We start from the raw sequence: 23,700 nt of genomic DNA on the forward strand, positions 1-23,700 counted from the left end.
GCTTTCACGGTCTCGCCCACCCCATGGCGGATGTAAGGCGTGACTACACTTATTCATACTGATTTCGTTAAGCTTTCATAAATTTCGGAACGTCTGTTGCAGAACGGTTTCACAACGTCGTGACGGGGGGAGCGAATCCGCCGTCGCTCCCGACCAATGGTAGTGCCCGTGAGCCAAACCTCAAGCGTTGGCGCCGCCGTCGATGGTCAATGCAGCGCCTGTCACGAAGCGCCCTTCGGGGCCGGCAAGCCAGGCGACCATGCCGGCGATCTCGTCGGCCGTGCCGAAGCGAGGCATCGCCATCTTCTGACGCTGATGCTCGGCGTGCGGGCCGGCTGCCGGATTCATGTCGGTATCGGTCGACCCCGGATGGACGACATTGGCGGTGATGCCGCGCGGACCAAGATCGCGTGCAAAGGCCTTGGTCAGGCCAACCAAGGCAGCCTTGCTGGCCGAGTAGGCGCTCAGGCCGGCGTCCGTGGCACGCTCGGCCAGATTGCTGCCGATCGAGATGATCCGGCCACCCTCGCCCATATGCGCTGCTGCCGCCTTGGCGGCGACGAACGGGGCTCTGAGGTTGACCTCCATCGTCTCGTCGAAATCGGCAAGCGACAGGGCATCGATCGGCGCAGCGCGCCAGATGCCGGCGCTGTTGACCAGGATGTCGAGCCGTCCGAAGGCTGTTGCTGCCTCATCGACTGCCGCCTCGATCGCCCCAGCATCGCGATTGTCGGCCTTGATGGCAAAGGCCCGGCCGCCGGCCGCCTCGATTTCCCTGACCACCGCACACGCCCCTTCCTCGCCATTCACATAGGTGATCGCCACGCCTGCGCCGTCGGCCGCGAGCCTTCTTGCGATCGCCGCACCAATGCCGCGGCTGCCGCCGGTGACGAGGGCGGCCTTGCCGTTCAAGCTTCTGGATGACATCTGCTTCTCCATTTTGTAGTGATTGATACATAAATATCTGCCAGCCTTGCTGAACCACGTCAACCGAATTATGTATCGATCAATACAGAAAGGATGCCATGCCGGAACGAGGCCGCCCCCGCACCTTCGATCGAGCCGCCGCCTTGCGGCGCGCAATGGAAGTGTTTTGGGCCAAGGGTTATGAGGGCGCGTCGATAAGTGACCTGACCGCTGCAATGGGCATCAACTCACCCAGCCTCTATGCCGCCTTCGCCAGCAAGGAAGCGCTGTTTCTCGAGGCAACCGAGCTTTACACGCGGGTCGAGGGAACCAAGATCTGGTCCGCGCTGGAAAAGGCGCCGACCGCGCGCGAGGCCGTCGAACGGTTCCTGCGGCAGACTGCCAGGGCCTATTCACAGAGCGGTCGTCCGCAAGGCTGCCTTATCACGCTCGGCGCATTGCACCAGGATTCAAGCTGCGGCGCCATCTGCGATGATCTGCGCCGTCGCCGCGCCGAAAACCGCGAAGCCTTGCTGAGACGCCTCGAGCGTGGCGTCGCCGAGGGAGAGTTGCCGGCCGATTTCGACTGCGGTACGGCCGCGACCTTCTACGCGACCGTGCAGCACGGCATGTCGATCCAGGCGCGCGACGGCGCGTCGCGCTCGGCTCTTCTGGCGACGGTGGCCGGGGCAATGGCGGCTTGGATAGCGATGGCCAGCACCGGGGCAGCGTGACGTCGAACCCGGCTGACAAGAACGATATTCAGGTCACGGCAGAGACGGCTCGAGCCTGCCGGCAACGAAGCCAACGGCACGCTCCGCCACTCCCCTGTCGGCGAGAATGCGGCGGTGGCCGAGCCCGTCGGCCCAGTAAAGCCGCACATGGTCGCCGGCGCGCGTGTAGAGCCTTGCATGCTCGGCGGACACTTCGCGGTCGTCCGGCGCGTGGATCACCAGCGTCGGCAGCGGCGTGCTTGCGAGCTGGCGGTCACCGGTGAACTCGTGCAACGGCCGGCCGGCGATGCGCTCGACCCGGTCGGCCATGGCGGCCTGCGAGCGCGAGCCGACATTCAGCATGCGGCTGAAATCAGCGAAGATCGCCGGCAGCGAGCTCGGCGCGGCGATAAGCACCAGCCGCCCGGCCGCCAATCGCGGGATGTTCCTGATCGAACCGGCGACGGCGTTGGCGGCAACGGCACCACCGAAGGAATGGCCGACAATGGCGGCAAACGGCCCGAACCATTCGCCGGCAACCCGTGCCGCATCGACCCCGCTGACCAGGGTAAGCCGGCGGCCCTGCGACTGGCCGTGGCCCGGCAGGTCGAGCGAGACCACCTTGTAGCCGGCATCGCGATAGGCTTCGATCAGCGTGCGCATGTATTCGGTGCGCGAACGCCAACCATGGATGACGAGCACGGTGCCGGCAGCCGCCCTGCCCGGCTCGGGCCGGAATTCATGCACCATGACGCAGCCGGTTCTGGTCTTTAGCCGATGATGGCGTGCCTGGGTCATGAAATCGGCGGCGCGGTCGATTGCGCGGCGCTCGCCTTCGCTCAAGCTTTTCTCGTGCGGCGTGCGGCAGAACAGCTCGAATGCAGCACGCCCGGTGAGTCGCGGTGCCACATGCTCAGCCACGCCGAACGTGCCGCGGATGACCTTCAGTCCAAATGATGCCATAGTGGCGATCCATTCATTAGTTCAAGCATGAACATAATAGTTCAAACATGAACATTAAGCAAGACCTGCCTTGGGACAACCCGCGTTTTCGCAACTGGGTCGCGGTGGCGCGCGCCTGCCATGTGCTGGAACGCACCCTGGCGGTGAAGCTTGCGCCGCTCGACCTGAAGCCGGCGCAGCTCGACGTGCTGATGAACCTCTACCGTCATCCCGGCATGTCGCAGCACGACCTCGCTCGCCGGCTGCTGGTCGGCCGCTCCAACATCACCATGCTTTTGCCGCAGCTGGAGACGCGCGGCCTGCTGCGCCGCGAGGGCGATGAGAAGGACAAGCGCGTGCTGCGGCTGACGTTGACCGAGGCCGGCGAGGCACTGCTGATGCAGGCACTGAAGGTCCATATGGCGCTTATCGAGAAGGCGATGAGCCAGTCGACACCGGAACAATGCGACATGATCGGCGAACAGATGCGTAGGGTTGCCGAGGTTTTGAAGACCGCCTGACAGCCCAGTGCTCCACCACCAAATGCTTCACCACATCGATTTTTTCGCGCGCTCGGGCCATTCCTTGTCGTAGACCTCGCCGTCAATGTTCTTGCGGCTGGTGATTTCCAGGATTTGGCCGGGAGTCGGCATCGTTCTCGGGTCGACATGCCTTGCCGGATTCCACAGTTCCGATCGGTGGATGGCGCGGGCGCACTGGAAATAAACCGCATCGATCTCGATGATCGTTACCGAGCGCGCCGGCTTGCCCTCGACCGCAAACGAGGCGCAGAGCGCGGTATCGGTGGTGATGTGGGCGCGGCCATTGACGCGCAGTGTCGTGCCGGAACCCGGCACGAGGAACAGAAGCGCGACGCGCGGATCGCGAAGGATGTTCCTTAGCGAATCGGCACGGTTGTTGCCGCGCCGGTCCGGCATCATCAGCGTTTTCGGATCGTGGATGCGGACGAAGCCGGCGAGATCGCCGCGCGGCGAGCAGTCCAGCCCTTCTGGCCCGCAGGTTGCGAGCGCGGCAAACGGCGAAGCCTCGATGATAGCTGCGTATTCGCGAATCAGCTGGTCGAGTTCCTTGACCACCGACGCCTCGCCGGGCAGGCCATAGAGCGCTTCAAGCTGTTCGATGCTGGTGATCATGGACATGTTTTCGTCTCCAAAGCTTTGCCGGCGCTACTCCAGATGGATGACGTTTTCACGACAAGTGCCCGTTTGCCGGTCATCAGGAAACGGGTGTCGAGGCAACGCAAACAAGGGCAAACCGCTTTACCTGCATGATCGTGCCAACGGATACGGAGGTCAAAAATGGATAAACCGCTCGACCGGCGACGCACCGCCATGGAACTTATTGAAAACATGTTCAATGTTGAAATGCGTTTCCTGCAATCAGGGTCGGAGAGCCTCGATGTGCTTGCCGGCGCATTTCATGCCGAGATTGTCGTGCATGAGCCGCGCTCCCTGCCCTATGCCGGTGACTGGAACGGCCTCGACGGCGTTGGCGCCCTTTTCCGCAAAATGCGGGAAATCTGGAGCGACGTGGCGGTGGAGGACCTTCAGGTCGCCCAAAACGATGACACGGTGTTCATGAGCTGCTCGCTTTCGCTGACGTCGCGGGCCAATGGTGCAACCATCAAACAGCCGTTTGCCGAAGTCTTGCGCTTCAAGGATGACCGGCTGATCGAAGGCACGCCGTTTTATTACGACACCAGCGAAATACTGGCGATCCTGCGTTGACCGGAGAGTCCTGCGGGATCCATTCAACGGTCGCGGCTCAGCCCCTTCTCTTCCAGTTCGGCGAGATAGGCGGCCCAGCGTGCATCCTTCTCATGACCCAGCGTATGCAGGTAGTTCCAGGTGAAGATACCGGTGTCGTGGAAATCGTCGAAGGTGATGCGCACGGCATAATTGCCGACTGGCTCGATCTTCAGGATCGCCACGTTGCGCTTGCCGGGAACGGTGACGCGCTGTTCGGGCGAATGGCCCTGCACCTCGGCCGATGGCGAGGCGACGCGCAGCAGCTCGGCCGGCAATTCGAACGGCTGATGGCCAGGAAAGGTGACGGAAAGCAGCTTGCGGTCCTTCGAGACCCTGAGTTCCTTGGGCGCTGTCATGGTGGTGGATCCTGCGGAGAACCGCCCTTCCCTACGCCGCTTCGCGTCGAGGGAAAAGGCCGCATGGAAAGTTCCGACATGATCTGTCGGCGTCGGAATGTTACCGATGATCGCGAGCTTCTATCTTGAATGGCAAGTTGGCTCGTATCACATAGCCATATATAACGAAGCCGTTCACGGCCACGGAAAGCGCATACGCATGGATATGATCGATCCTTTCGGTCGCACGATTACCTACCTGCGCGTGTCGGTCACCGACCGCTGCGATTTCCGCTGCACCTATTGCATGGCCGAGGACATGACGTTCCTGCCCAAGAAGGACCTGCTGTCGCTGGAAGAGCTCGACCGGCTCTGCACGGTCTTCATCGAAAAGGGTGTGCGCAAGCTCCGCCTCACCGGCGGTGAGCCGCTTGTGCGCAAGAACATCATGCACCTGGTACGCCAGCTTTCGCGGCATCTCGAGAGTGGTGCACTGGAAGAGCTGACGCTGACCACCAACGGATCGCAGCTTTCCCGCTTTGCCGCCGAGCTCGCCGACTGCGGCGTCAAGCGCATTAACATCTCGCTCGATACGCTCGATGCCGACAAATTCCGCCAGATCACCCGCTGGGGCAATCTGGACAAGGTCATGGACGGCATCGACGCCGCGCAGGCGGCCGGGCTAAAGGTAAAGCTCAACGCCGTGGCGTTGAAGGACTTCAATGACGCCGAATTGCCGGAAATGCTACGCTGGGCGCATGGCCGCGGCATGGATCTGACGGTCATCGAAACCATGCCGATGGGCGAGATCGACGCCGACCGCACCGACCAGTATTTGCCGCTGTCGCTGCTGCGCGCGGCTCTCGAACGCCAGTTCACGCTAAGCGACATTCCCTACAAGACCGGTGGCCCGGCCCGCTATGTCCAAGTCGCCGAGACCGGCGGGCGGCTGGGCTTCATCACACCGATGACGCATAATTTCTGCGAAAGCTGCAACCGGGTCCGGCTGACCTGCACCGGCACCCTTTACATGTGCCTCGGCCAGGAAGATGCGGCCGACCTGCGCGCGCCGCTGCGTGCGTCGGAAGGCAACGAGCTGGTCGCCGATGCCATCGACGAAGCAATCGGCCGCAAGCCCAAAGGCCACGACTTCATCATCGATCGCCGCACCAACCGTCCGTCGGTGTCGCGGCATATGAGCGTCACCGGCGGCTGATTTTTCGCCGATTTCGTGCAAGAATAATCGCCTTGGTATCGGCGCGAGGCAAGGCGTGCAGCGGTTTTTTGCAGTCCTGACGTTTTTCGGAGTGATGGCGGGGACCACGGCAGTTGCCGCGCCATTTACCTATACGAACGAGCGCTTCGGTACCATCTGCACCTTTCCGGATGAAATCTTCACTCTTCGCCAGCCTGAGCCGGACAATGGCGATGGACAACAATGGCTCACTGCCGATGGCGCCAGCCTGATCTGTTCGGGTATCCTCAACATCTATGATGACACCCCGACAGCCTTCGTCTCCGCCGAGAGGGCCAGCAAGGAACCTGGCTACAGGATCACCTACAGCAAGACCGGCAAGGACTGGGCGGTGCTGTCGGGCATCAAAGGCGAGAACATCTTCTACGAACGCCGCCTGTTCGGAAAAGACGGTGTCATCCATACGGTCTGGATCGACTACCCGCCAGCCCTGAAATCGAAATACGACCCGCTCGTCGATGCGATCGCCGGCAGCCTCAGGGGACCGTGAGCATCCGGCGACGTCAGAACTTATTGGCAGCCTATTGTTTTTGCTAGCGAGTCACGGTTGTTGGCGCGTGTAGTCATATCGTACGGCAAGCCATTTTTTGCCGCTGCCATTGGCCTGGAGAAAATGTTGCTCGGCCACTTCGTGATTGTCGCCGTCCCTGGAAATGACGAAATCGGAGGCCGTGAACCGCCCTTCGACCTCGGGGCCGAAGCCGACGAAACCAAGCGGCTGGAACAGGAGTGAAATCTTGCCGTCCTCCTCACCACCAAAACTCCAGGCGGGCATGATCCCTGCCGGGAAACGGGTGTCCATGGAGACATACTTCCAGCGGCCCTCCACTCGGTCATAGCTCAAATAGGCTATCCGCTGGAAGTCCGGCACTTTCGACCCGGGCGCCGGGCGCATCACCTCCTGCATGAAGGGACCGATCATCGTGCGCTCGGCCACCAGCCCGGTCATGACGATCGGCTGCGCACCGGGCGTTGGCCAGATCGTGTTGACGACGGACCATTTCCCGACGCGGCGAGCGAGCTCATCCGCTTCGTGACCCGGCGTGGACATCCGTTCGACTGCCGACGCCGAAGCGCCGTTCTCGGCGAACGCAGGCGCTATCGCCATGAGGATAGCCGCCAGGGCAGAAGAGAACCGGAAAGCCGACGAAACATGCCGCCTGCTGCCTGTGCCAAGCCAGTCCGCATTGCCTCGTGCATTCATCATGGACCATCTCCCCAACACGATCAGAAGTTTACAATGACCAATTTGGTGAATCTTGCCGAGCAAATTTGATCTCGTCGAAAATTTTCCTCGAGCCGCAGTGTGATAAATTTGCCCTCCGGACCCATCCTTTAGAACGGCACCTTTTTTGGGTCACACCCAGAAAAGGTCTCGTCCGCAAACGGTCACCGGATTTACCGCAAGCCCATTCGGGCCTAGCCTCTGCTCTGGAGCGGTTCTTCGCCCAGTGGGGGAATACGATATGCGCAAACTCATTCTTTCTCTTGCATTGCTCAGCCTCGCGGCCCTGCCCGCGGCGGCTCAGTCGATCGGCGGCACCTATGCCGTGGCCGGCACCAATTTCGATGGGTCGTCCTATGGTGGCGACGCGACGATCACGCTGACCAGCGAGACGACCTGCACGATCCATTGGGAGACAGGCGGCTCGTCCTCGGACGGTATCTGCATGCGCAACGATGATGCCTTCTCCGCCGGTTATGTCATGGGCAAGGCGGTCGGTCTTGTCGTCTACAAGGTGCAGGACGACGGCTCGCTGCGTGGCCTGTGGACGATCGCCGGCAAGGAAGGCAACGGCACCGAGGTACTGACGCCCAAATAAGCCCTGCCGCTCTTGCGCGACAGATGTTACGGGCCATAGAATGGCTGTGGCCCAGCCCTTTGACGTTGCTGTTTTGCGGGTGCCTGCTAGACGCTTGCTGCAGGACTCACCGGTAATCGCCTTGCCTCTTTCGCCAAACCTGCGCGGCGCGTTGTTCATGATGGTGGCCATGGCTGGTTTCACCCTCAACGACGCTATCACCAAATTCTCGTCGGAATCGATGAACATGGCGCAGGTCATGCTGATCCGCGGCGCCTTCGCTTCGTTTTTCGTTGGCCTGCTTGCGTGGCAACGCGGCGCGCTTGCCCGGCCAGGTTCGATGCTGCAGCCGACCGTTGCGCTGCGCGTTGCCAGCGAGGCCGGCGCCACGGTGTCCTTCCTGGTTGCTCTGGCGCATCTTCCGATCGCCAATGTCTCCGCCGTGCTGCAGGCGCTGCCGCTGGCGGTGACGATGGGCGCAGCACTTGTGTTCAACGAGGGCGTCGGCTGGCGGCGCTGGCTGGCTATTGCCGTCGGTTTTGCCGGCGTGCTGATCATCGTGCGGCCGGGCTTCGAAGGGTTCAGCGTCTTTTCTCTGCTGGCGCTGGCCAGCGTGGCATGCTGTGCGGTGCGCGATCTCGCCACCAAGCGGATACCGCAGGCAATTCCGACATTGCTGGTGTCGAGCGCCACCGCCCTTGCCATGACGTTTCTGGGCGCGGCATTGCTTTCACCGATGGGCGGCTGGACACCGATGACGGGACAAAGCACGGCGTTCCTGGCGCTGGCGGCGGTGCTCGTGCTCATCGGCTACCACTTCATCATCACGGCGATGCGGGTGGGCGATATCTCCTTCATCGCGCCGTTCCGCTACACCGCCCTGCTCTGGTCGATCCTGCTTGGCTTCACGATCTTCGGCGACGTCCCGGATCTGCCGATGATCGTCGGTGCCACGATCATCATCGCGTCGGGCCTCTATGCACTCTACCGCGAACGGATCGTCGGCCGGCGAAAGACAGCCGCCGAAAGCACTGGACCGGACATGGCGCCGGACGGCATATAGAGTGACTGTCGACGACTGTCTGATTTGAAAACTGGATTTTGGGTCTAGGCAGCAAACGATGGGCCGACATATCGCAGGGATCATTCTGGCCGGCGGCCGGTCGAGCCGGATGGGCGGCGGCGACAAGACGCTGCTTGCGCTGGGCGACGGCACCCTGCTCGACCGTGTCGTTTCGCGCCTTGGCCCGCAGGTCGGACCGCTTGCGCTAAACGCCAATGGCGATCCGACACGGTTTGCCGCGACGGGGCTTCCGGTGCTTGCCGATACCGTCAAAGGTTATGCCGGGCCGCTTGCCGGGATCCTGACCGGCCTCGAATGGGCTTCCGACACGACCTGCCAGGCGCTGGTCACGGCTGCCGGCGATACGCCTTTCCTGCCGAGGGACATGGTCGAGCGGCTGCTCGCGGCAGCCTATGCGCGCTCTGGCTCGATCGCCGTTGCTTGTTCCGGCGGCAAACGGCATCCGACCTTTGCACTCTGGCCGCTAGGGTTAGATCAGGCCTTGCGACAATTTCTCGTCGAGGAAGACAACCGGCGCGTTGCGGCGTTCATCGACCGGCACGGTTTTGTCGAGGTGGAATTTCCCATCCTGAAATCGGGCGGGGCCGAGGTCGATCCGTTCTTCAACATCAACACTCCCGACGACCTTGCCCAGGCCGCGCATCTGTTGCGGAGCATCGAACCATGAAAAGACGTATCTTCGGCATCACCGGCTGGAAGAACTCCGGCAAGACGACATTGACCGAAAAGCTGGTGGCCGAGTTCGTCCGGCGCGGCTGGAAAGTGTCGACGATAAAACACGCCCATCATGATTTCGACATCGACAAACCAGGGGCGGACAGCTTTCGCCACCGGCAGGCGGGAGCTATGGAGGTCGCGGTCGTGTCGGGCAGGCGCTGGGCGCTGATGCACGAATTGCGCGGCGAGGACGAGCCGACGCTGGACGCGATCCTGTCACGGCTGGCACCGTGCGACATCGTGCTGGTCGAGGGTTACAAGCGCGAAGCGCACAAGAAAATCGAGACGCGACGGCTCGAGGCCAAGGACCGGACACCGCTCTCGGCAGGCGATCCACACATTGTCGCCATCGCGTCCGACTTCCACATTGTCGGCGAAGACCTGCCGGCCTTCGATCTCGACGACACGAATTCGATAGCTGACTTCATCGAGCGCGCCACCGGCCTGACGCGCTGAGATCGCGGCCACAGGGGGCTTCCGGCCACTTTCTCTCCATTCAGGCGTTTGACCCAGCGTCACCGTTTTCTGAACATGACCTTCCCTCAAGCGACGGTTTTGCAGTTGCTTTTTCTTGGGAAAGAATGGGAGTATCGCGCCAGCGGGCGGTCAAAAGCACCGCCCACAGAGCCGTTCGGGAACGACGGCCGGGACCAACAGAGAGGACCATTATGCGTATTGCACTGCGTATCGCGCTCGCCGCTTCGGCTGCGCTGCTGACGCTTGGCGTTGCCCAGGCGCAGGAAAAAACCTTGAGGATCGGCACCGAGGGAGCGTATCCGCCATTCAACAACCTCACCGCCGACGGCCAACTCGTGGGCTTCGATATCGACATCGCCAAGGCGCTTTGCGACGAGATGAAGGTGAAGTGCACCTTCGTCGCGCAGGACTGGGACGGCATCATTCCAGCCCTTCAGGCAGGCAAGTTCGACGCCATCGTCGCGTCGATGTCGATCACGCCGGAACGCGCCGAGAAGGTCGACTTCACCCACAAATATTACAATACGCCGCCGGCGATCGCCGCGCCCAAGGACACCGACATCAAGGGTGTCACCAAGGAAGATTTGGCCGGCAAAACGATCGGCGTGCAGGCGTCCACCACGCATTTCAACTATTCGACCAAGACTTATACCGACAGCACCGTCAAGCCGTACCCGACCGCACAGGAATACCAGCTCGATCTGGCCAATGGCCGGCTCGATGCCGCCAACGACGACGTCGTCGTGCTGCAGCAATGGCTGGATTCGCCGGACGGCGCCTGCTGCAAGCTGGTCGGCACAATCAAGCCGGTTATCGAAATCCACGGTCCGGGCGCCGGCATTGCCGTGCGCAAGGGCGAGACCGATCTGGTCAACCAGTTCAATGCGGCGATCGACGCCATCCGCGCAAACGGAAAGTACAAGGAAATCAACGACAAATACTTCAAATATGACGTTTATGGCGGCGAGTCCTGATCGACCGACATAGGATGACGTGAACGGCGGGAGATTCCCGCCGTTCTTATAAGGACGCCGCGCACGAGGGGTGATGCGGTACGGGTCTCGAAGAGCCTCAAGGAGAACAGGCAGGCGGATGCAGAGCGCACTGACGCTTCTCAGTTGGGGACCCGAAGGCTGGCTCGACGACATCGCCGCGGGTGTATTTGTCACGGTATGTCTTGCGCTGGCCACTCTGCCTTTCGGGCTGACGCTCGGCTTTTTCGTGGCGCTGGCCAAACAATCGGAAGAGCCGTCGCTGAGACTGGCCGGGAACATCTACACCACGATTTTTCGCGGAATACCCGAGCTGCTCACCCTATTTCTCATCTTCTTCGGCATCCCATTGATCCTGCAATACATTGTCCGGCTGGTGAGCCCTGGCACCTCCGCCGACGTCAACAGCTTCGTCGCCGGCATGATCGCGCTGTGCTTCATTTTCTCCTCTTATTCCAGCGAGGTGTTTTTATCCGCATTCCGCGCCATTCCAAAAGGGCAATATGAGGGAGGCTATTCGGTTGGCCTGTCCAGCGGCCAGACGATGCGGCTGATCGTGTTGCCGCAGTTGATCCGCATCGCGTTGCCCGGACTTGCCAATCTCTGGCTTATCCTGCTCAAGGACACCGCGCTCGTCTCGGCCGTCGGGCTCAACGAGATCCTCCGGCAGAGCGGGGTTGCCGCTCGCGTCACCAAGCATGCCTTCCTGTTTTACGGTTTTGCCGGCCTGATCTATCTCCTGCTGGCGATCGTCTCCTCCTTCGGCATCAATGCGATCGAACGAGCGGTCGGCAGCAGCGAGGTCAAGAGATGAGCCTGGCCACCGACACGCTGAAGGTCGACCGGCCGCCGCCGCCCGCACGCGGCTGGTCGCGCCAACGCGTCCTCGGCCATGTCCTGGTCGGCCTGTGGATCGCTCTCGGCATCGGCATGGTCGTCTACCTGGTCGCTGCGTGGAACCCGGAGTTCTTCCAGAAATATGCACCCGGCTACATATCCGGCCTCGGCATCACCCTGTTGCTGGTTGCCATCTCGATTGTGCTTGGCGCGATCCTGTCGGTGCCGATCGCCTATGCACGTATGTCGAAGAACCCGATCCTCTCGGGGTTTGCCTATGCCTATGTCTATTTTTTTCGCGGCACGCCGCTGTTGGCGCAGACCTTCCTGGTCTACTACGGATTGGGCTCCTTCCGGCCGGAACTCGAGATGGTCGGCCTGTGGGGTTTCTTCCGCGAGGCGTTCAACTGCGCGATCTTCGCCTTTTCGCTGAATACGGCCGCGTACCAGGCCGAGATTTTGCGTGGCGCGATCGAGAGCGTACCGAGGGGTCAATGGGAAGGTGCCGCCTCGCTCGGCCTGCACAAAGTGCAAATCCTACGGAAAATTATCCTGCCGCAGGCGCTGATCGTGGCGCTCCGCCCGTATGGCAACGAGATCATCCTGATGATCAAGGGCTCGGCGATCGTTGCCATCATCACCGTCTATGATCTGATGGGCATCACGAAGCTCACCTATGCGCGCACTTTCGACTTCCAGTCCTTTATATGGGCGGCGATCATCTATCTGATCATTGTCGAGATCCTGCGTCACGCGGTCGAATGGATCGAACGGCGCATCACCATCCACCTGCACCGCTGACTCCCATCGCATTGCCTGATCCGGTAAGAAGACCGCAAAGCAGGCTTCTAGGGGACTCGAAAACATGGCTTCGGTGGCATTTCTTGGTCTTGGCGTCATGGGTTATCCGATGGCCGGACATCTCAAGAACAAGGGCGGTTACGATGTCACCGTCTACAATCGTACCAGCGCCAAGGCCGAGCAGTGGGTTGCCCGGCACGGCGGCAGCTTCGCTGTGACGCCAGCGGAGGCGGCGGAGGGCAAGGACTTCGTCTTTTCCTGCGTCGGCAATGACGACGATCTGCGCTCGGTGACGACCGGCGCCGGAGGCGCCTTCAATTCCATGAAGAAAGGCGCCATCTTCATCGACAATACCACCGCATCGGCGGAGGTCGCGCGCGAACTGGCGCAGCAGTCGCAAGCGCTCGGGTTTGCGTTCCTCGACGCCCCGGTCTCCGGCGGCCAGGCAGGCGCCGAGAACGGAATGCTGACCGTGATGGTCGGCGGCGAGCCCGACGCCTTCGACAGGGCCAAGCCAGTCATAGATGCTTATGCCCGCATGGTCGGATTGATGGGACCGGCCGGGGCTGGCCAGCTCACCAAGATGATCAACCAGATCTGCATCGCCGGCCTCGTTCAGGGCTTGGCCGAGGGCATCCATTTCGGCAAGAAGGCAGGGCTCGACATCGAAAAGGTCATCGAGGTGATTTCCAAGGGTGCGGCCGGTTCCTGGCAGATGGAGAACCGGCACAAGACGATGAATGCCGGCAAATATGATTTCGGCTTCGCCGTCGACTGGATGCGCAAGGATCTTGGCATCTGCCTCGCCGAGGCCGACCGCAACGGCGCCAAACTGCCGGTGACGGCACTTGTCGACCAGTTCTACAAGGACGTGCAAGCGATGGGCGGCAAGCGCTGGGACACGTCCTCGCTGCTGGCGCGGCTGGAGAAATAGGATTTCACTGTGGCCGAGCTTTCGCCTCAATCCAGCGCCGATGAAATTGTCGCTCATCTGCGCTCGATCGCCTCGAAGAAAAATCGACTTGGCATGCTGCGCTACGGCATCAAGATCGAACGTGCGCTAGGTATCTCGCATGGCGTGCAGCGGCAGATTGCCAAGAAAATCAAGCGCAACCATGAGCGTGCCTTTGAGCTTTGGCAGACAGGCATCATGGAGGCGCAGTTCATCGCTTCCGTGACAGCCGATCCGGAGCGGTTCTCCGGCGCGGATGCAAGACGATGGGCGGCGACTTTCGACTCGTGGGATATCGTCGACGGGGTCTCCGATCTCTTTGTCGACACGGATTGCTGGAAGGAATTGATCGCCGAATTCGCGGTCGACGAACGGGAATTCGTTCGACGCACGGCTTTTGCGATGATGGCCTGGTCGGTAGTCCACCGGAAGAAGGAACCCGAGACGACCTTCCTCGAATTCCTGCCGATCATCGAAGCGCATGCGACCGACGGCCGCAATTTTGTGAAGAAGGCCGTGAACTGGGCGCTTCGTTCGATCGGCAAGCGATCGATGAATTTGCACGGCCCTGCCCTTGCCCTGGCGCTAAAACTGGCGGCCTCGACAGACAGGACCGCACGCTGGATCGGCAAGGACGCCGTGAAGGAACTTTCCGATGCCAAGACGCTCGAGCGGCTCGCCGCCAGAAAAGCTTGACCTGAGCGAAGCGCGCTTCACGGAGGTGACGCAATCGACGCGCGCCGATTTCGAAAACCTGTTCGAGCAACCCGGCGGGCCGAAATACTGCTGGTGTATGGCTTGGCGCAATCTCGACCGCCGCGAGCATGTCGAGAACGACGAGAAGAAACGCGCGATGATGACGCTGATCGACGCCGGCACGCCGGTCGGCATTGTCGCCCAGATCGATGGCCGGACCGTCGGCTGGTGCTCGATTGCGCCGCGCGAGACCTACCGCAAGCTGTCACGGCAGCAGGACGATAGCGAGATGGGCATCTGGTCGATCGTCTGCTTCTATGTACCGAAAGCGCTGCGCGGCGGCGGGCTGGCAAGCGCATTGCTTGACGCGGCCATCGATCACGCCTTTGCCAAAGGCGCCAGGACGATCGAAGCCTATCCCGTCGACCAGGCTTCGCCGAGCTACAGCTTCATGGGTTTTCGCGACATGTTCGTCGCCCGCGGCTTTCGCGAGATCGGCATGACCGGCTCGCGCCGGCATGTGATGCGGCTTGAGCGTTGACCTGTGAGGCAGCGGCAGCTTTACTCGATGTCCGCAGATCAAGGCTCAACGGCGGAGCAGCGATGAGCAACCGTTTTAAATCAGGCACGATCATGGCAACTGCCTTGTTGGCGTCCGCGATCGCGGCAAGCGCTTCCACTGGGACCATGCACATTTTCTGGAAGGATCTGCGCCCGGCGACCCAGGCAGCCGCCGAAAGCGTCGGACTGCCGATGATCGCGGCCAAAATGCCGGATCGTGGCGAGACGCTCTCACTCGACTTGCAGGACAAGACCGTGCAACTCGCAGGCTATGCGCTGCCGGTCGACCGCGATGGTGATCTCGTCTACCAATTCCTGCTGGTGCCGTGGACGGGAGCCTGCAGCCACATGCCGACGCCGCCGCCCAACCAGATCGTCCTCGTCACGCCTGCACAGCCTTACAGGATGTCCGAGGCCTACCAGCCGGTTTCGGTGACCGGCGCATTACGGCCGGGCATGGAGAAGAGCCAGCTTTTCATCCTTGACGGCGTCAGCGTCATCCAGTCGGGTTACACCGTGCACAAGGCCGAGGTGGTCAACGTCGATACGGTGCCGGACACGATCACGCTGCCGGTCAACTCGCCATGGACTTTCCTGAACAAAAAGAAGAACTAAACAGAAGAATCTCAGGCGGCGTTGGCGCCGGACTCCTTGTCGAGCATCATGTAATCCAGCGGCATCTCGGTCGTGTATTTGATCTGCTCCATGGCGAAGGAAGACGACACGTCGCGGATCTCGATCTTGGCGATCAGCCGCTTGTAGAAGGCGTCGTAGGCGGCGATATCGGGCACCACGACGCGCAAGAGATAGTCGACGTCGCCGCTCATGCGATAGAATTCGACCACTTCCGGGAATTCCTGGATGACCTCGGAAAAGCGCCGCAGCCATTCATGGCTGTGCGAATTGGTGCGGATCGAGACGAACACCGTGACCCGCACATTGACCTTTTCATGATCGAGGATGGCGACGCGCCGCTTGATGACGCCCTCTTCCTCGAGCTTCTGGATGCGCCGCCAGCACGGCGTCGTCGACAGGCCGACCTTCTTGGCGACGTCGGCGACTGCAAGCGTCGCATCCTCCTGCAGGAGGCGGAGAATTTTTCTATCAAGGCGGTCCATTGGGTGCTCCCCTGATGCAAGTCGTCCAAGTGCGCAGCGGCATTGGCACAACGACATGCATAAAAACAAGAATTTAACGCGCGTCCCCTCATGCGCGGCGCGCTTCGAGGAATGGATTACCATAATCCCTCTTGCTCGAGCCTATTACAAGAAAGAAATTCTGCCGCATAGTGCGAAAGCGAGTGATTTCTTGCTGAATGCCTAGCCGAGGCGATAGCGGATTTCCGATCTCAGAAAGGGCAGCAAATCCATTTCAAACCATGGATTGCGCTTCAGCCAGCCGGTGTTGCGCCAGGACGGGTGCGGCAGCGGTAGGACTTTCGGGTCGGTTGCCACCGCCCAGATGGCACGCCAATCCATGACCGTTTCCGTCAGCGAGGGACGGCGCGCCGCGCCCATATGCCAGCTTTGCGCGTAGATGCCGATCGTCAGCACCATATCGACTTGCGGCATCAGCGCCATCAGCGATGTGCGCCAGGCCGGCGCACATTCGCGGCGCGGCGGCAGGTCGGCGCCCCTGGCGTCCTGACCGGGAAAGCAAAAGCCCATCGGCACGATGGCGAATTTGTCCGTGTCGTAAAATTCCTCGCTGCCGACGCCCAGCCAGCTTCGCAGCCGGTCGCCGGAGGCGTCGGTGAACGGCATCCCTGTAATGTGAACCTTGGTACCCGGCGCCTGGCTGGCGATCAGGATACGCGCACTCGACGATGGCCTGAGCACCGGACGCGGCTGGTGCGGCAACGGCCTGCCGGCCGGGTTATCGACGCAGATGCGGCAGGCGCGTACCCTCGCCGCCAAGGCTTCTAGCTCTTCGCTCATTCGGAACTCGTTGTCAGGCGGCGGCACTCGGCCGGCTGGAGATTTCCCGATGCCAGCGCAGCACGTTCGTGCACTCTTCGGGTACCTTGATGCGAGCCGGCTTCATGAAGTCGATGGCGACCAGCCCGGTGATGTCGGCGATCGAATAGGCATCGCCGGCGACGAATTCCCTGCCGGCGAGCTCAGTGTCCAGAAATCTCAGGAATTCGATCGCCTTCGGCTTGTTGGCCTCGCCCCATTCGGGGATTTGCGGGATCTCCCATTCCCTCATTGCGGGGTGGATGTGCCGGAACGCCGCAGCGACGCAGCCGAACAGATTGAACTCCACACGTCTTTGCCACATCTCGACGATCGCCTTGCCGAGCGCGCCACGCCCGAACAAAGCCGGCTCGGGGTGCAGTTCCTCGAAGTAACGACAGATTGCGACGGATTCGGTGATGACAGTGCCGTCGTCGAGCTCGAGCACCGGTAGACGCTTCAGCGGATTGCGCGAGCTGACCGGCTGCTCTTTGTGCTCCAGCGCGCCCATGTCGACGGGCACCAGCGGAACCTGAAGTCCCTTTTCGGCCAGAAAAATCCGAACCCGGCGTGGGTTGGGCGCGCGCCCGCCGTCGAACAGCTTCATCTCTATCCTCCTCGTCCGCCTCGACGAACTATAGGCACAGCTCACCAGAAGCGAAAAATTTCGCGCAAGGCGTCGCCGATCGACGCCAAGGTACCGTGCTTTCTTTCAACCAGCTCGTGGCCGTGGCTCTCGCGCCAGTTCTTCGGCTCGTCGAAAGTTCCGCCCCAGATGCCGGCTTTGCCCGCGCGCGCAGCAGCTTCCTCGGTCTCGAAATCGCCAAAGGCGACCGCCCAGCCGGCCTCGACCTGTGCGCGGTTGAGATCCTTGCCGCCGGCCTTGCAGTCGCCGAGCAGCCTGCCGTAGCGGTCCCGCTGCCAGCCGCTGCAGGAGACGGCTTTGCCGGCGATCAACCGCACCAGGGACTGCCGCGCGAGCTTGCCGCAAGGATAGTCGGCACCGTCCTTGCGACAGATCTGCGAATATTCCGGCGCGTCGATGCCACGCATGCGGATGCGCTCGCCGCCGAGCGTGATGCTATCGCCGTCATTGACAATGGCCGCGCCCTCCGTCTTGCGCGTCTCCACCCGGTCGAGGCGCGCCGCCAGGAGGATCAGCAGGCCGAGCACGATGAGTGTCAGCCCATAGTCCATCAGTCGGCGCCACAGGCTTCGCGGACGCGGCGCATAGTATCGCTGGCGCGGCCATCGCGACCACGAACGGCTCATATGGCAAACCGTTGGTTAATCATTCGAACGTAGCTTAACGATTTGAAATTGCTGCCCGCGTAAATTGAAGACTTCATGCCCCTGCAACGCTCGACCACGGCGGACAAGTTTATTGTGGACCGCAGGAAACGCCATCGCAACAGCGATGTCGCGCGCGCGGTCCGCAAGACGCGCGACCGTCTTTCGCAGCAAGCCGGAAATCCCGACTTCGACCGCGAGCTGTTGAAGCTCCACGCGCTTTCGATGACCGGCGGCGTGATCGTCATTCCGCTGCTCGTTCTGGCAACGGCCGCGGCAGGCTTGTTCGCGGGCATCGGCAAGGAGATCGGCGTCTGGGCGCTGTTCACATTCATCTGCTATACCATCGTTGCGTTCATGGCCAGACGCGTCACTCAAGCGTCCGAACTCAACCCGCTGGAAACGCATAGGGATTTCCTGATCGGCCATTTTCTGTGCGGGCTTGGCTGGGCTTGGTTCGCATGGCTCGGCTGCGAAACTTGCCAAATGGATCAGTTCCAGGTCGCCAAGGCGGTGGTGCTGCTGCTCGCCATGTCGGCAACCGCGATCCTGGCCTCGTCCCTGCGCGGTGCACTGTTGGCGACCTTCGCCCTCCCGGTCGCCATCTATGCTTATGCCAGTGCGAAATTATGGATGCCGGTCGAGGCGATCATGGCAGGCTTGCTGATCGCCTCGTTGCCTTTCTTCGCCTATGTGGCGCGCCAGCTCAACCGTTCCTCGCTGATGCTGCTGTCGTTCCGCTCCGAAAAGGATGCGCTGATCGCCGAACTGGAGACGGCGAAATCGATGTCGGACGAGGCACGGCGGCGGGCGGAAGACGCCAATCTGGCGAAATCGCGTTTCCTAGCCTCGATGAGCCACGAACTGCGCACACCGCTCAACGCCATTCTCGGCTTTTCCGAAGTGATGGCCAACGAGGTGCTCGGCCCGATGAGCAACCCGACCTATCGCGACTATGCCCGTGACGTGCACGACTCCGGACAGCATCTGCTCGACCTGATCAACGAAATTCTCGATTTGTCGCGCATCGAAGCGGGCCGCTACCAGCTCAACGAGGAGCCGATGATGCTGCTCTCCGTCGTCGAGGATTGCTGCCACATGATGGAGCTGAAGGCGCGCAACAAGGACATCCGCATCGTCCAGGATTTCGAAAACGCCTTGCCGCGCTTGTTCGCCGACGAACGCGCGGTGCGGCAGATTGCGCTCAACCTGTTGTCCAATGCCATCAAGTTCACCGCCACCGGCGGCGAAATCCGCGTGCGCGTCGGCTGGACGGCGGGCGGCGGGCAATATCTCTCCGTCAAGGACAATGGGCCGGGCATACCAGAAGACGAGATTCCGATCGTGCTTTCGGCCTTCGGCCAGGGCTCGATCGCCATCAAGAGCGCCGAACAGGGCACCGGGCTTGGCCTGCCGATCGTGCAAGGCTTGCTGGCCATGCATGGCGGCGAATTCCAGCTCCATTCCAGGCTGCGCGAAGGCACCGAGGCGATCGCCATCTTCCCGCTGAGCCGGGTGATGGAGGAACTGCCGGCGCTGCCGACCAAGGCGGTTGCCTCGCGCCGGCGCTGAATGCTTAACCGCGGACCGCCGCTGCCATGCCGGAGCTGGTCAGCGCGGCCGCCTTGACCAGGCCGGCGGCAAGAGCCGCCCCTACCGCCTCGCCTTGACTGACGCCCAGATCGAGCAGCGGGCGAAGGCCGAGGCGCTCGGCGGCCTTGGCGTGACCAGGCTCCGGCGACAGGCTTGCGAGGAGACAATGATCGAGCGCGGCGGGGTTGGCGGCATGTAGGACACCAGCGGCGGCAGTCACCGCAAACCCATCGAGCAGCACCGGGATCTTCTGCATCCGCGCCGCCAGAATGGCGCCGCAGATCGCGGCGAATTCCCGCCCGCCGACCCGGCGCAGCGCTTCCAGCGGGTCCTTGAGGCTCGCGCCGTGAAACGCGACCGCGGCATCGACCACCTCCGCCTTGCGCCTCTGCATCGCCGCGTCTGCCCCTGATCCAGGGCCGATCCAGTCGGCGCCGGTGCCGCCGAACAGTGCTGTGCAAAGGGCCGCGGCGACAGTCGAATTGCCGACGCCGAGGTCGCCAAGGCAAAGCAGGTCGGTGCCGCCGGCAATCGCTTCCATGCCGAAGGCCATGGTAGCGGCACAACCGCGCTCGTCCAGTGCCGCATCCTCGGTAATGTCGGTTGTCGGGATGTGCAGAGCCAGATCGAACACCTTCAAGCCGAGATCGTTGGCGATGCAGATCTGGTTGATTGCTGCACCGCCGGCGGCGCAGAGCTCGACTGCATTTGCCGTGGCGGCGGCCGGGCGCGGCGAAATGCCGTGGCGGGTGACGCCATGATTGCCGGCAAAGATCGCCACCAATGGCCGCGTCACCGCCGGCGGCGCGCGGCCGCTCCACCCGGCAAGCCAGGCGGCGATGTCCTCGATGCGGCCAAGCGAGCCTTTGGGCTTGTCTGCCTTGGCAAACAACTGGCGCACGCGGGCCTTGGCCGCCATATCTCCCGGCGGCAGGCTCACCAGGAGGTCGCGAAAATCGTCGAAAGGTAGCGCGCTGGTCATGTCGATGGCGATCGTCCGTGTGAATTGGTGAGCGGCATAGCCGCCTTGGCCAGCCGGCACAACCTCAAGCCGGCACAAGCTCCAGGCCTGGTACAACTTCGAGGTATTGACGCGAAAGCACCCGTTGGCGGCGCTTCCCGGAGGGCTTGTATTGACTTTGTCGTTGCACCATGTGGAGGCTAGCCAAGGAAATCCTTATGACGGCCATTGAATCCCCGTGCATCCTGGTCTGCTCGATCGATATGAAAACCGGCTTCTGTTTCGGTTGCGGGCGCACGCGCGCGGAAATCGCTGCCTGGATCGACATGACCCCGCAAACCCGCCGCAGCGTCATGGCCGAGCTGCCGGCAAGGCTGGAAACGATCGAGCGACGCCCCCGCCGGGAAACCCGTCGCAGCCGCATGGCACGCGAACGCGACGCCCTCTCGTGAACCGGCCGCAGAGATGAACCGACTGCTGTGGATTCTGATCGTCGCGATCGGGGCAGGTGTACTCCTGCTCATGCTCAACGATTCCGCCGGCAGTACATTCGGCATTGAGAATTACGATTTCAGCCAGCTGATCTGGCTTAGCGCTTTAGCGGCGCTCGTCGGCGCCGGCCTGCTCAGATCGGGCAGACCGTTAGGCACCATGGCCCGCAGCCTCGGCGCCTGGGGTGCCATCGTGCTGGCGTTGATTGCCGGCTATCAGTACCGCTATGAGTTGCAGGATTTCGCCAGCCGCGTCACCGCCGGCCTTGTTCCCGGCAGTCCGCTGGCGCTGGGCGTGGAAGAAGGCCATGCCACCGTCACCCTGGACAAGGCCGGCAGCGGCCATTTCGAAGCGCGCGTCACGATCAACGGCACGCCGATCCTGACGGTTGTCGATACCGGCGCGACCAGCACCGTTCTGACCGCCGAGGACGCGCTGGCGGTCGGGTTCAATTCGGCGGCTCTCCGCTTCACCATACCGATCTCTACCGCCAACGGCATGACACGCGCGGCGGCGGTGCGAACCGACGAACTGTCGATCGGCGGCATCGTGCGCAAGGACATGCCCATCATGATCGCCGCACCCGGCACGCTCGGCCAGAGCCTGCTCGGCATGAATTTCATCGGCTCGCTATCGGGCTTCGACGTACGTGGCGATCGCATGATTTTGCGGGATTGAGTTTTTCCTCAGGCCGCCTCTGCGGTCCGGCCGAAATCGACCTCTGCAAAAGCCGCCTTGAGCACCTGCGGTCCGGCACCCGGCCTTGTCGCATCGGTGGACAGGATCTGCCGATAGCGGCGTGCACCGGGCAGGCCGTGAAACAGCCCGACCATGTGCCGGGTGACATGCCCGAGGCGTCCGCCCTGCTCGATATGGCGTGACGCGTAATCCGCCATGGCATCGATCAGTGCGACAAAATCGAACGACTCAGCTGTGCTGCCGTAAAACGCGGCATCGATGCCGGTGAGTATCCCTGGCGTGTGATAGGCGGCGCGGCCGAGCATGGCGCCATCGACATGGTCGAGATGCGTTAGCGCCTCTGCGAGAGATTGAATACCGCCATTGATGCCGATGAATTTGTTTTGTTTTCTGGCTTTCAGCCGATAGACGCGGCCATAGTCGAGCGGCGGGATGTCGCGATTTTCCTTTGGGCTCAGTCCTTCCAGCCAGGCCTTGCGGGCGTGCACCCACAGCGCGTCGGCGCCGGCCGCGAAAACACCATCGGCCAACGCATCGAGTGCCGGTTCCGGATCCTGCTCATCGACGCCGATGCGGCACTTGACGGTGACCGGTATTTTCACCGCCGCCTTCATTGCGGCGACGCAATCCGCGACGAGCACGGGCGTCTTCATCAGGCACGCGCCGAAGGTGCCCGACTGGACGCGGTCGGACGGGCAGCCGACATTGAGGTTGATTTCATCATAGCCGAAGGCTTCGCCGATGCGCGCCGCCTCGGCCAGCTTTCCCGGATCGGCGCCGCCGAGTTGCAGCGCCAACGGATGTTCGTTGTCGTCGAAGCCAAGCAGCCGCTCGCGTGCGCCGTGGATGACCGCATCGGCCACCACCATCTCGGTATAGAGCAGCGCCTCGCGCGTCAGCTGGCGATGGAAGAACCGGCAGTGCCGGTCCGTCCAATCCATCATCGGCGCCACGGCAACTTTGTGGCGTAACATGTTCATTTTACTACTTTTCTGTCTCAGTCCGTTCGAAAGATGCACACCTAACTGACCCGATATACGATTTTGCCGCCGCAACTGAAAGCAAATTGGCATGTCACACATGTCACTGTACGCACCAGTTAGATGCCTGCCGTGGAACGATGGACCGCCGGCGGCATACCAGTCAGCCAAGGCGAAGCGTGTTGCGGGCGATCTGCCACGCGGATTCGACATGCCGCCGCGCCGCCTCCTCCGCCTCGTCCGGCTTGCGCGAGCGGATTGCATCCATGATTTCGGTCATTTCGGCGATCGCCGGCTCGCGGCGGTTCTCCGACGCGATCGTCATTGAGCGGAGCTGGTTGATGCGGACATTCAGCCCCGTCACGATTTCCCAGGCAATGCGCTTGTCCGCCGCCTCGAACAGCGTTTCGTAGAACTTGGTCGTTGCCCGCATCACCTCGACAGGCGCACCGGACGCCCACGCCTCAAGCAGGTTAGTCAAGGCGGCATCGAGCGAGGCGATCTGCGCGTCCGTGGCTGTCAGGGCGCAAGCCCGCGCCGCGATGCCCTCGAGCAGCGCCCGCAATTCATAGATTTCGTCGGTGCGGCCGAGATCCGGCTTGGCCACGGCGGGTCCGTGGCCCGGTATCATCTGCACCAGGCCTTCCGCCTCCAGCTGCCGCAGCACCTCGCGCACGACGGAACGGCTTACCCCGAGCTGATCGCATAGCGGCCGCTCGACCAGCCTTTCGCCAGGCTGGAAATGGAAGCCCATGATCGCCTCACGCATGCGCTCCAGCGCCAGCGTCCTCAGCGTCTTGGCAGAGCGGTCGATCCGCAGCGTATCGCCTGACATTTTCTCTCCCTACCCCGATCCGGCCACAAAACAGATTCCATAGCCGATTGACAAGG

30 protein-coding genes and 1 pseudogene are annotated in these 23,700 nt (G+C 62.1%); 19 read left to right on the forward strand and 12 right to left on the reverse strand.

Translation table 11 applies throughout. The features are described from left to right. Nucleotides 1-180: 180 nt before the first annotated feature. Nucleotides 181-927 carry a 3-oxoacyl-ACP reductase family protein gene (locus NKJ15_RS12940; protein WP_352815580.1) on the reverse strand — a complete coding sequence of 249 codons (747 nt, stop codon included), beginning with the start codon at nt 925-927 and terminating at the stop codon, nt 181-183. Nucleotides 928-1,025: 98 nt separating this feature from the next. On the opposite strand from NKJ15_RS12940, the gene NKJ15_RS12945 reads away from it, so the two are divergent. Then, nucleotides 1,026-1,640, forward strand: coding sequence for a TetR/AcrR family transcriptional regulator (locus NKJ15_RS12945; RefSeq protein ID WP_352815582.1), 615 nt, complete (start codon nt 1,026-1,028; stop codon nt 1,638-1,640). Nucleotides 1,641-1,673: 33 nt separating this feature from the next. On the opposite strand, the gene NKJ15_RS12950 is transcribed toward NKJ15_RS12945, so the two are convergent. Beyond that, on the reverse strand, nt 1,674-2,582 hold the full coding sequence (locus tag NKJ15_RS12950) for an alpha/beta hydrolase (protein WP_352815584.1): 909 nt from the start codon (nt 2,580-2,582) through the stop codon (nt 1,674-1,676). Between the two features lie 47 nt (nt 2,583-2,629). On the opposite strand from NKJ15_RS12950, the gene NKJ15_RS12955 reads away from it, so the two are divergent. Continuing rightward, nucleotides 2,630-3,082, forward strand: coding sequence for a MarR family winged helix-turn-helix transcriptional regulator (locus tag NKJ15_RS12955; protein WP_254817243.1), 453 nt, complete (start codon nt 2,630-2,632; stop codon nt 3,080-3,082). 27 nt (nt 3,083-3,109) lie between these two features. On the opposite strand, the gene NKJ15_RS12960 is transcribed toward NKJ15_RS12955, so the two are convergent. After that, nucleotides 3,110-3,721, reverse strand: a complete 612-nt coding sequence (locus NKJ15_RS12960; protein WP_352774107.1) for a pyridoxamine 5'-phosphate oxidase family protein — start codon at nt 3,719-3,721, stop codon at nt 3,110-3,112. A 159-nt stretch (nt 3,722-3,880) separates the two neighbouring features. Between NKJ15_RS12960 and NKJ15_RS12965 the strand changes: the two genes are divergently transcribed. Next, a complete protein-coding gene (locus NKJ15_RS12965) occupies nt 3,881-4,309 on the forward strand; it encodes a nuclear transport factor 2 family protein (RefSeq protein WP_352540516.1) in 429 nt (142 codons plus the stop codon). Nucleotides 4,310-4,332: 23 nt separating this feature from the next. On the opposite strand, the gene NKJ15_RS12970 is transcribed toward NKJ15_RS12965, so the two are convergent. Next, nucleotides 4,333-4,686 carry a gamma-butyrobetaine hydroxylase family protein gene (locus NKJ15_RS12970; RefSeq protein WP_023717628.1) on the reverse strand — a complete coding sequence of 118 codons (354 nt, stop codon included), beginning with the start codon at nt 4,684-4,686 and terminating at the stop codon, nt 4,333-4,335. A gap of 199 nt (nt 4,687-4,885) precedes the next feature. On the opposite strand from NKJ15_RS12970, the gene moaA reads away from it, so the two are divergent. Together moaA and NKJ15_RS12980 are read left to right on the forward strand one after the other, a co-directional pair. Beyond that, nucleotides 4,886-5,881, forward strand: a complete 996-nt coding sequence (moaA, locus tag NKJ15_RS12975; protein ID WP_352681223.1) for a GTP 3',8-cyclase MoaA — start codon at nt 4,886-4,888, stop codon at nt 5,879-5,881. A 55-nt stretch (nt 5,882-5,936) separates the two neighbouring features. Then, nucleotides 5,937-6,410, forward strand: coding sequence for a hypothetical protein (locus NKJ15_RS12980; protein WP_352815586.1), 474 nt, complete (start codon nt 5,937-5,939; stop codon nt 6,408-6,410). A gap of 51 nt (nt 6,411-6,461) precedes the next feature. On the opposite strand, the gene NKJ15_RS12985 is transcribed toward NKJ15_RS12980, so the two are convergent. Further along, nucleotides 6,462-7,190, reverse strand: a complete 729-nt coding sequence (locus NKJ15_RS12985) for a DUF1579 family protein (RefSeq protein WP_352815588.1) — start codon at nt 7,188-7,190, stop codon at nt 6,462-6,464. Nucleotides 7,191-7,386: 196 nt separating this feature from the next. Between NKJ15_RS12985 and NKJ15_RS12990 the strand changes: the two genes are divergently transcribed. From NKJ15_RS12990 to NKJ15_RS13040, 11 genes are all read left to right on the forward strand, one after another. Beyond that, the gene (locus NKJ15_RS12990) at nt 7,387-7,743 is read left to right on the forward strand and encodes a hypothetical protein (protein ID WP_352448884.1); all 357 of its coding nucleotides are present in this window, start codon (nt 7,387-7,389) and stop codon (nt 7,741-7,743) included. 121 nt (nt 7,744-7,864) lie between these two features. After that, the gene (locus NKJ15_RS12995) at nt 7,865-8,785 is read left to right on the forward strand and encodes a DMT family transporter (RefSeq protein WP_352815590.1); all 921 of its coding nucleotides are present in this window, start codon (nt 7,865-7,867) and stop codon (nt 8,783-8,785) included. A gap of 58 nt (nt 8,786-8,843) precedes the next feature. Continuing rightward, nucleotides 8,844-9,473: a molybdenum cofactor guanylyltransferase MobA gene (mobA, locus tag NKJ15_RS13000; protein WP_352744194.1), complete on the forward strand. Its 630-nt coding sequence runs from the start codon at nt 8,844-8,846 to the stop codon at nt 9,471-9,473. Next, nucleotides 9,470-9,979 (forward strand): molybdopterin-guanine dinucleotide biosynthesis protein B, encoded by a 510-nt coding sequence (gene mobB / locus NKJ15_RS13005; RefSeq protein WP_352815592.1) that lies wholly within the window; start codon nt 9,470-9,472, stop codon nt 9,977-9,979. The genes mobA and mobB overlap by 4 nt, the downstream gene beginning before the upstream one ends. A gap of 212 nt (nt 9,980-10,191) precedes the next feature. Continuing rightward, nucleotides 10,192-10,974: an ABC transporter substrate-binding protein gene (locus NKJ15_RS13010; protein ID WP_352471894.1), complete on the forward strand. Its 783-nt coding sequence runs from the start codon at nt 10,192-10,194 to the stop codon at nt 10,972-10,974. Nucleotides 10,975-11,092: 118 nt separating this feature from the next. Continuing rightward, nucleotides 11,093-11,806 (forward strand): ABC transporter permease, encoded by a 714-nt coding sequence (locus tag NKJ15_RS13015; RefSeq protein ID WP_352471895.1) that lies wholly within the window; start codon nt 11,093-11,095, stop codon nt 11,804-11,806. After that, nucleotides 11,803-12,630, forward strand: a complete 828-nt coding sequence (locus tag NKJ15_RS13020; protein WP_352815594.1) for an ABC transporter permease — start codon at nt 11,803-11,805, stop codon at nt 12,628-12,630. The genes NKJ15_RS13015 and NKJ15_RS13020 overlap by 4 nt, the downstream gene beginning before the upstream one ends. A gap of 64 nt (nt 12,631-12,694) precedes the next feature. Next, nucleotides 12,695-13,564 carry an NAD(P)-dependent oxidoreductase gene (locus NKJ15_RS13025; RefSeq protein WP_352815596.1) on the forward strand — a complete coding sequence of 290 codons (870 nt, stop codon included), beginning with the start codon at nt 12,695-12,697 and terminating at the stop codon, nt 13,562-13,564. A 9-nt stretch (nt 13,565-13,573) separates the two neighbouring features. Then, a complete protein-coding gene (locus tag NKJ15_RS13030; RefSeq protein WP_352815598.1) occupies nt 13,574-14,278 on the forward strand; it encodes a DNA alkylation repair protein in 705 nt (234 codons plus the stop codon). Continuing rightward, nucleotides 14,238-14,819, forward strand: a complete 582-nt coding sequence (locus tag NKJ15_RS13035) for a GNAT family N-acetyltransferase (protein WP_352815600.1) — start codon at nt 14,238-14,240, stop codon at nt 14,817-14,819. The genes NKJ15_RS13030 and NKJ15_RS13035 overlap by 41 nt, the downstream gene beginning before the upstream one ends. 62 nt (nt 14,820-14,881) lie before the next feature. Then, on the forward strand, nt 14,882-15,454 hold the full coding sequence (locus tag NKJ15_RS13040) for a DUF3299 domain-containing protein (protein ID WP_352815602.1): 573 nt from the start codon (nt 14,882-14,884) through the stop codon (nt 15,452-15,454). Nucleotides 15,455-15,465: 11 nt separating this feature from the next. On the opposite strand, the gene NKJ15_RS13045 is transcribed toward NKJ15_RS13040, so the two are convergent. From NKJ15_RS13045 to NKJ15_RS13060, 4 genes and pseudogenes are all read right to left on the reverse strand, one after another. After that, nucleotides 15,466-15,957 (reverse strand): Lrp/AsnC family transcriptional regulator, encoded by a 492-nt coding sequence (locus NKJ15_RS13045; protein ID WP_023675006.1) that lies wholly within the window; start codon nt 15,955-15,957, stop codon nt 15,466-15,468. Nucleotides 15,958-16,158: 201 nt separating this feature from the next. After that, a pseudogene (locus NKJ15_RS13050) lies at nt 16,159-16,776 on the reverse strand (uracil-DNA glycosylase family protein); the annotation flags it as partial. A 13-nt stretch (nt 16,777-16,789) separates the two neighbouring features. Beyond that, on the reverse strand, nt 16,790-17,401 hold the full coding sequence (locus NKJ15_RS13055; protein ID WP_352540524.1) for a glutathione S-transferase: 612 nt from the start codon (nt 17,399-17,401) through the stop codon (nt 16,790-16,792). A gap of 41 nt (nt 17,402-17,442) precedes the next feature. After that, on the reverse strand, nt 17,443-18,066 hold the full coding sequence (locus NKJ15_RS13060) for a thermonuclease family protein (RefSeq protein WP_352815604.1): 624 nt from the start codon (nt 18,064-18,066) through the stop codon (nt 17,443-17,445). Between the two features lie 75 nt (nt 18,067-18,141). Here NKJ15_RS13060 and NKJ15_RS13065 point away from each other — a divergent pair, with 75 nt between their 5' ends. Further along, the gene (locus NKJ15_RS13065) at nt 18,142-19,656 is read left to right on the forward strand and encodes a sensor histidine kinase (RefSeq protein ID WP_352815606.1); all 1,515 of its coding nucleotides are present in this window, start codon (nt 18,142-18,144) and stop codon (nt 19,654-19,656) included. Nucleotides 19,657-19,660: 4 nt separating this feature from the next. Here the strand turns inward: NKJ15_RS13065 and NKJ15_RS13070 are convergent, their stop codons facing one another. Next, entirely contained in the window at nt 19,661-20,659 is a 999-nt protein-coding gene (locus tag NKJ15_RS13070; protein ID WP_352774145.1) for a nicotinate-nucleotide--dimethylbenzimidazole phosphoribosyltransferase, read from the reverse strand. A gap of 197 nt (nt 20,660-20,856) precedes the next feature. On the opposite strand from NKJ15_RS13070, the gene NKJ15_RS13075 reads away from it, so the two are divergent. After that, on the forward strand, nt 20,857-21,090 hold the full coding sequence (locus tag NKJ15_RS13075; RefSeq protein ID WP_352766569.1) for a DUF1289 domain-containing protein: 234 nt from the start codon (nt 20,857-20,859) through the stop codon (nt 21,088-21,090). Between the two features lie 13 nt (nt 21,091-21,103). After that, nucleotides 21,104-21,808 (forward strand): TIGR02281 family clan AA aspartic protease, encoded by a 705-nt coding sequence (locus NKJ15_RS13080; protein WP_352540527.1) that lies wholly within the window; start codon nt 21,104-21,106, stop codon nt 21,806-21,808. An 8-nt stretch (nt 21,809-21,816) separates the two neighbouring features. Here the strand turns inward: NKJ15_RS13080 and dusA are convergent, their stop codons facing one another. After that, nucleotides 21,817-22,809: a tRNA dihydrouridine(20/20a) synthase DusA gene (gene dusA, locus NKJ15_RS13085; protein WP_352815609.1), complete on the reverse strand. Its 993-nt coding sequence runs from the start codon at nt 22,807-22,809 to the stop codon at nt 21,817-21,819. A gap of 163 nt (nt 22,810-22,972) precedes the next feature. Then, nucleotides 22,973-23,644 carry a GntR family transcriptional regulator gene (locus NKJ15_RS13090; protein WP_023674997.1) on the reverse strand — a complete coding sequence of 224 codons (672 nt, stop codon included), beginning with the start codon at nt 23,642-23,644 and terminating at the stop codon, nt 22,973-22,975. Between the last annotated feature and the right edge of the window lie 56 nt (nt 23,645-23,700).

Origin of the sequence: Mesorhizobium sp. M0207 (assembly GCF_040321995.1) — a bacterium.
GTDB lineage: Bacteria > Pseudomonadota > Alphaproteobacteria > Rhizobiales > Rhizobiaceae > Mesorhizobium.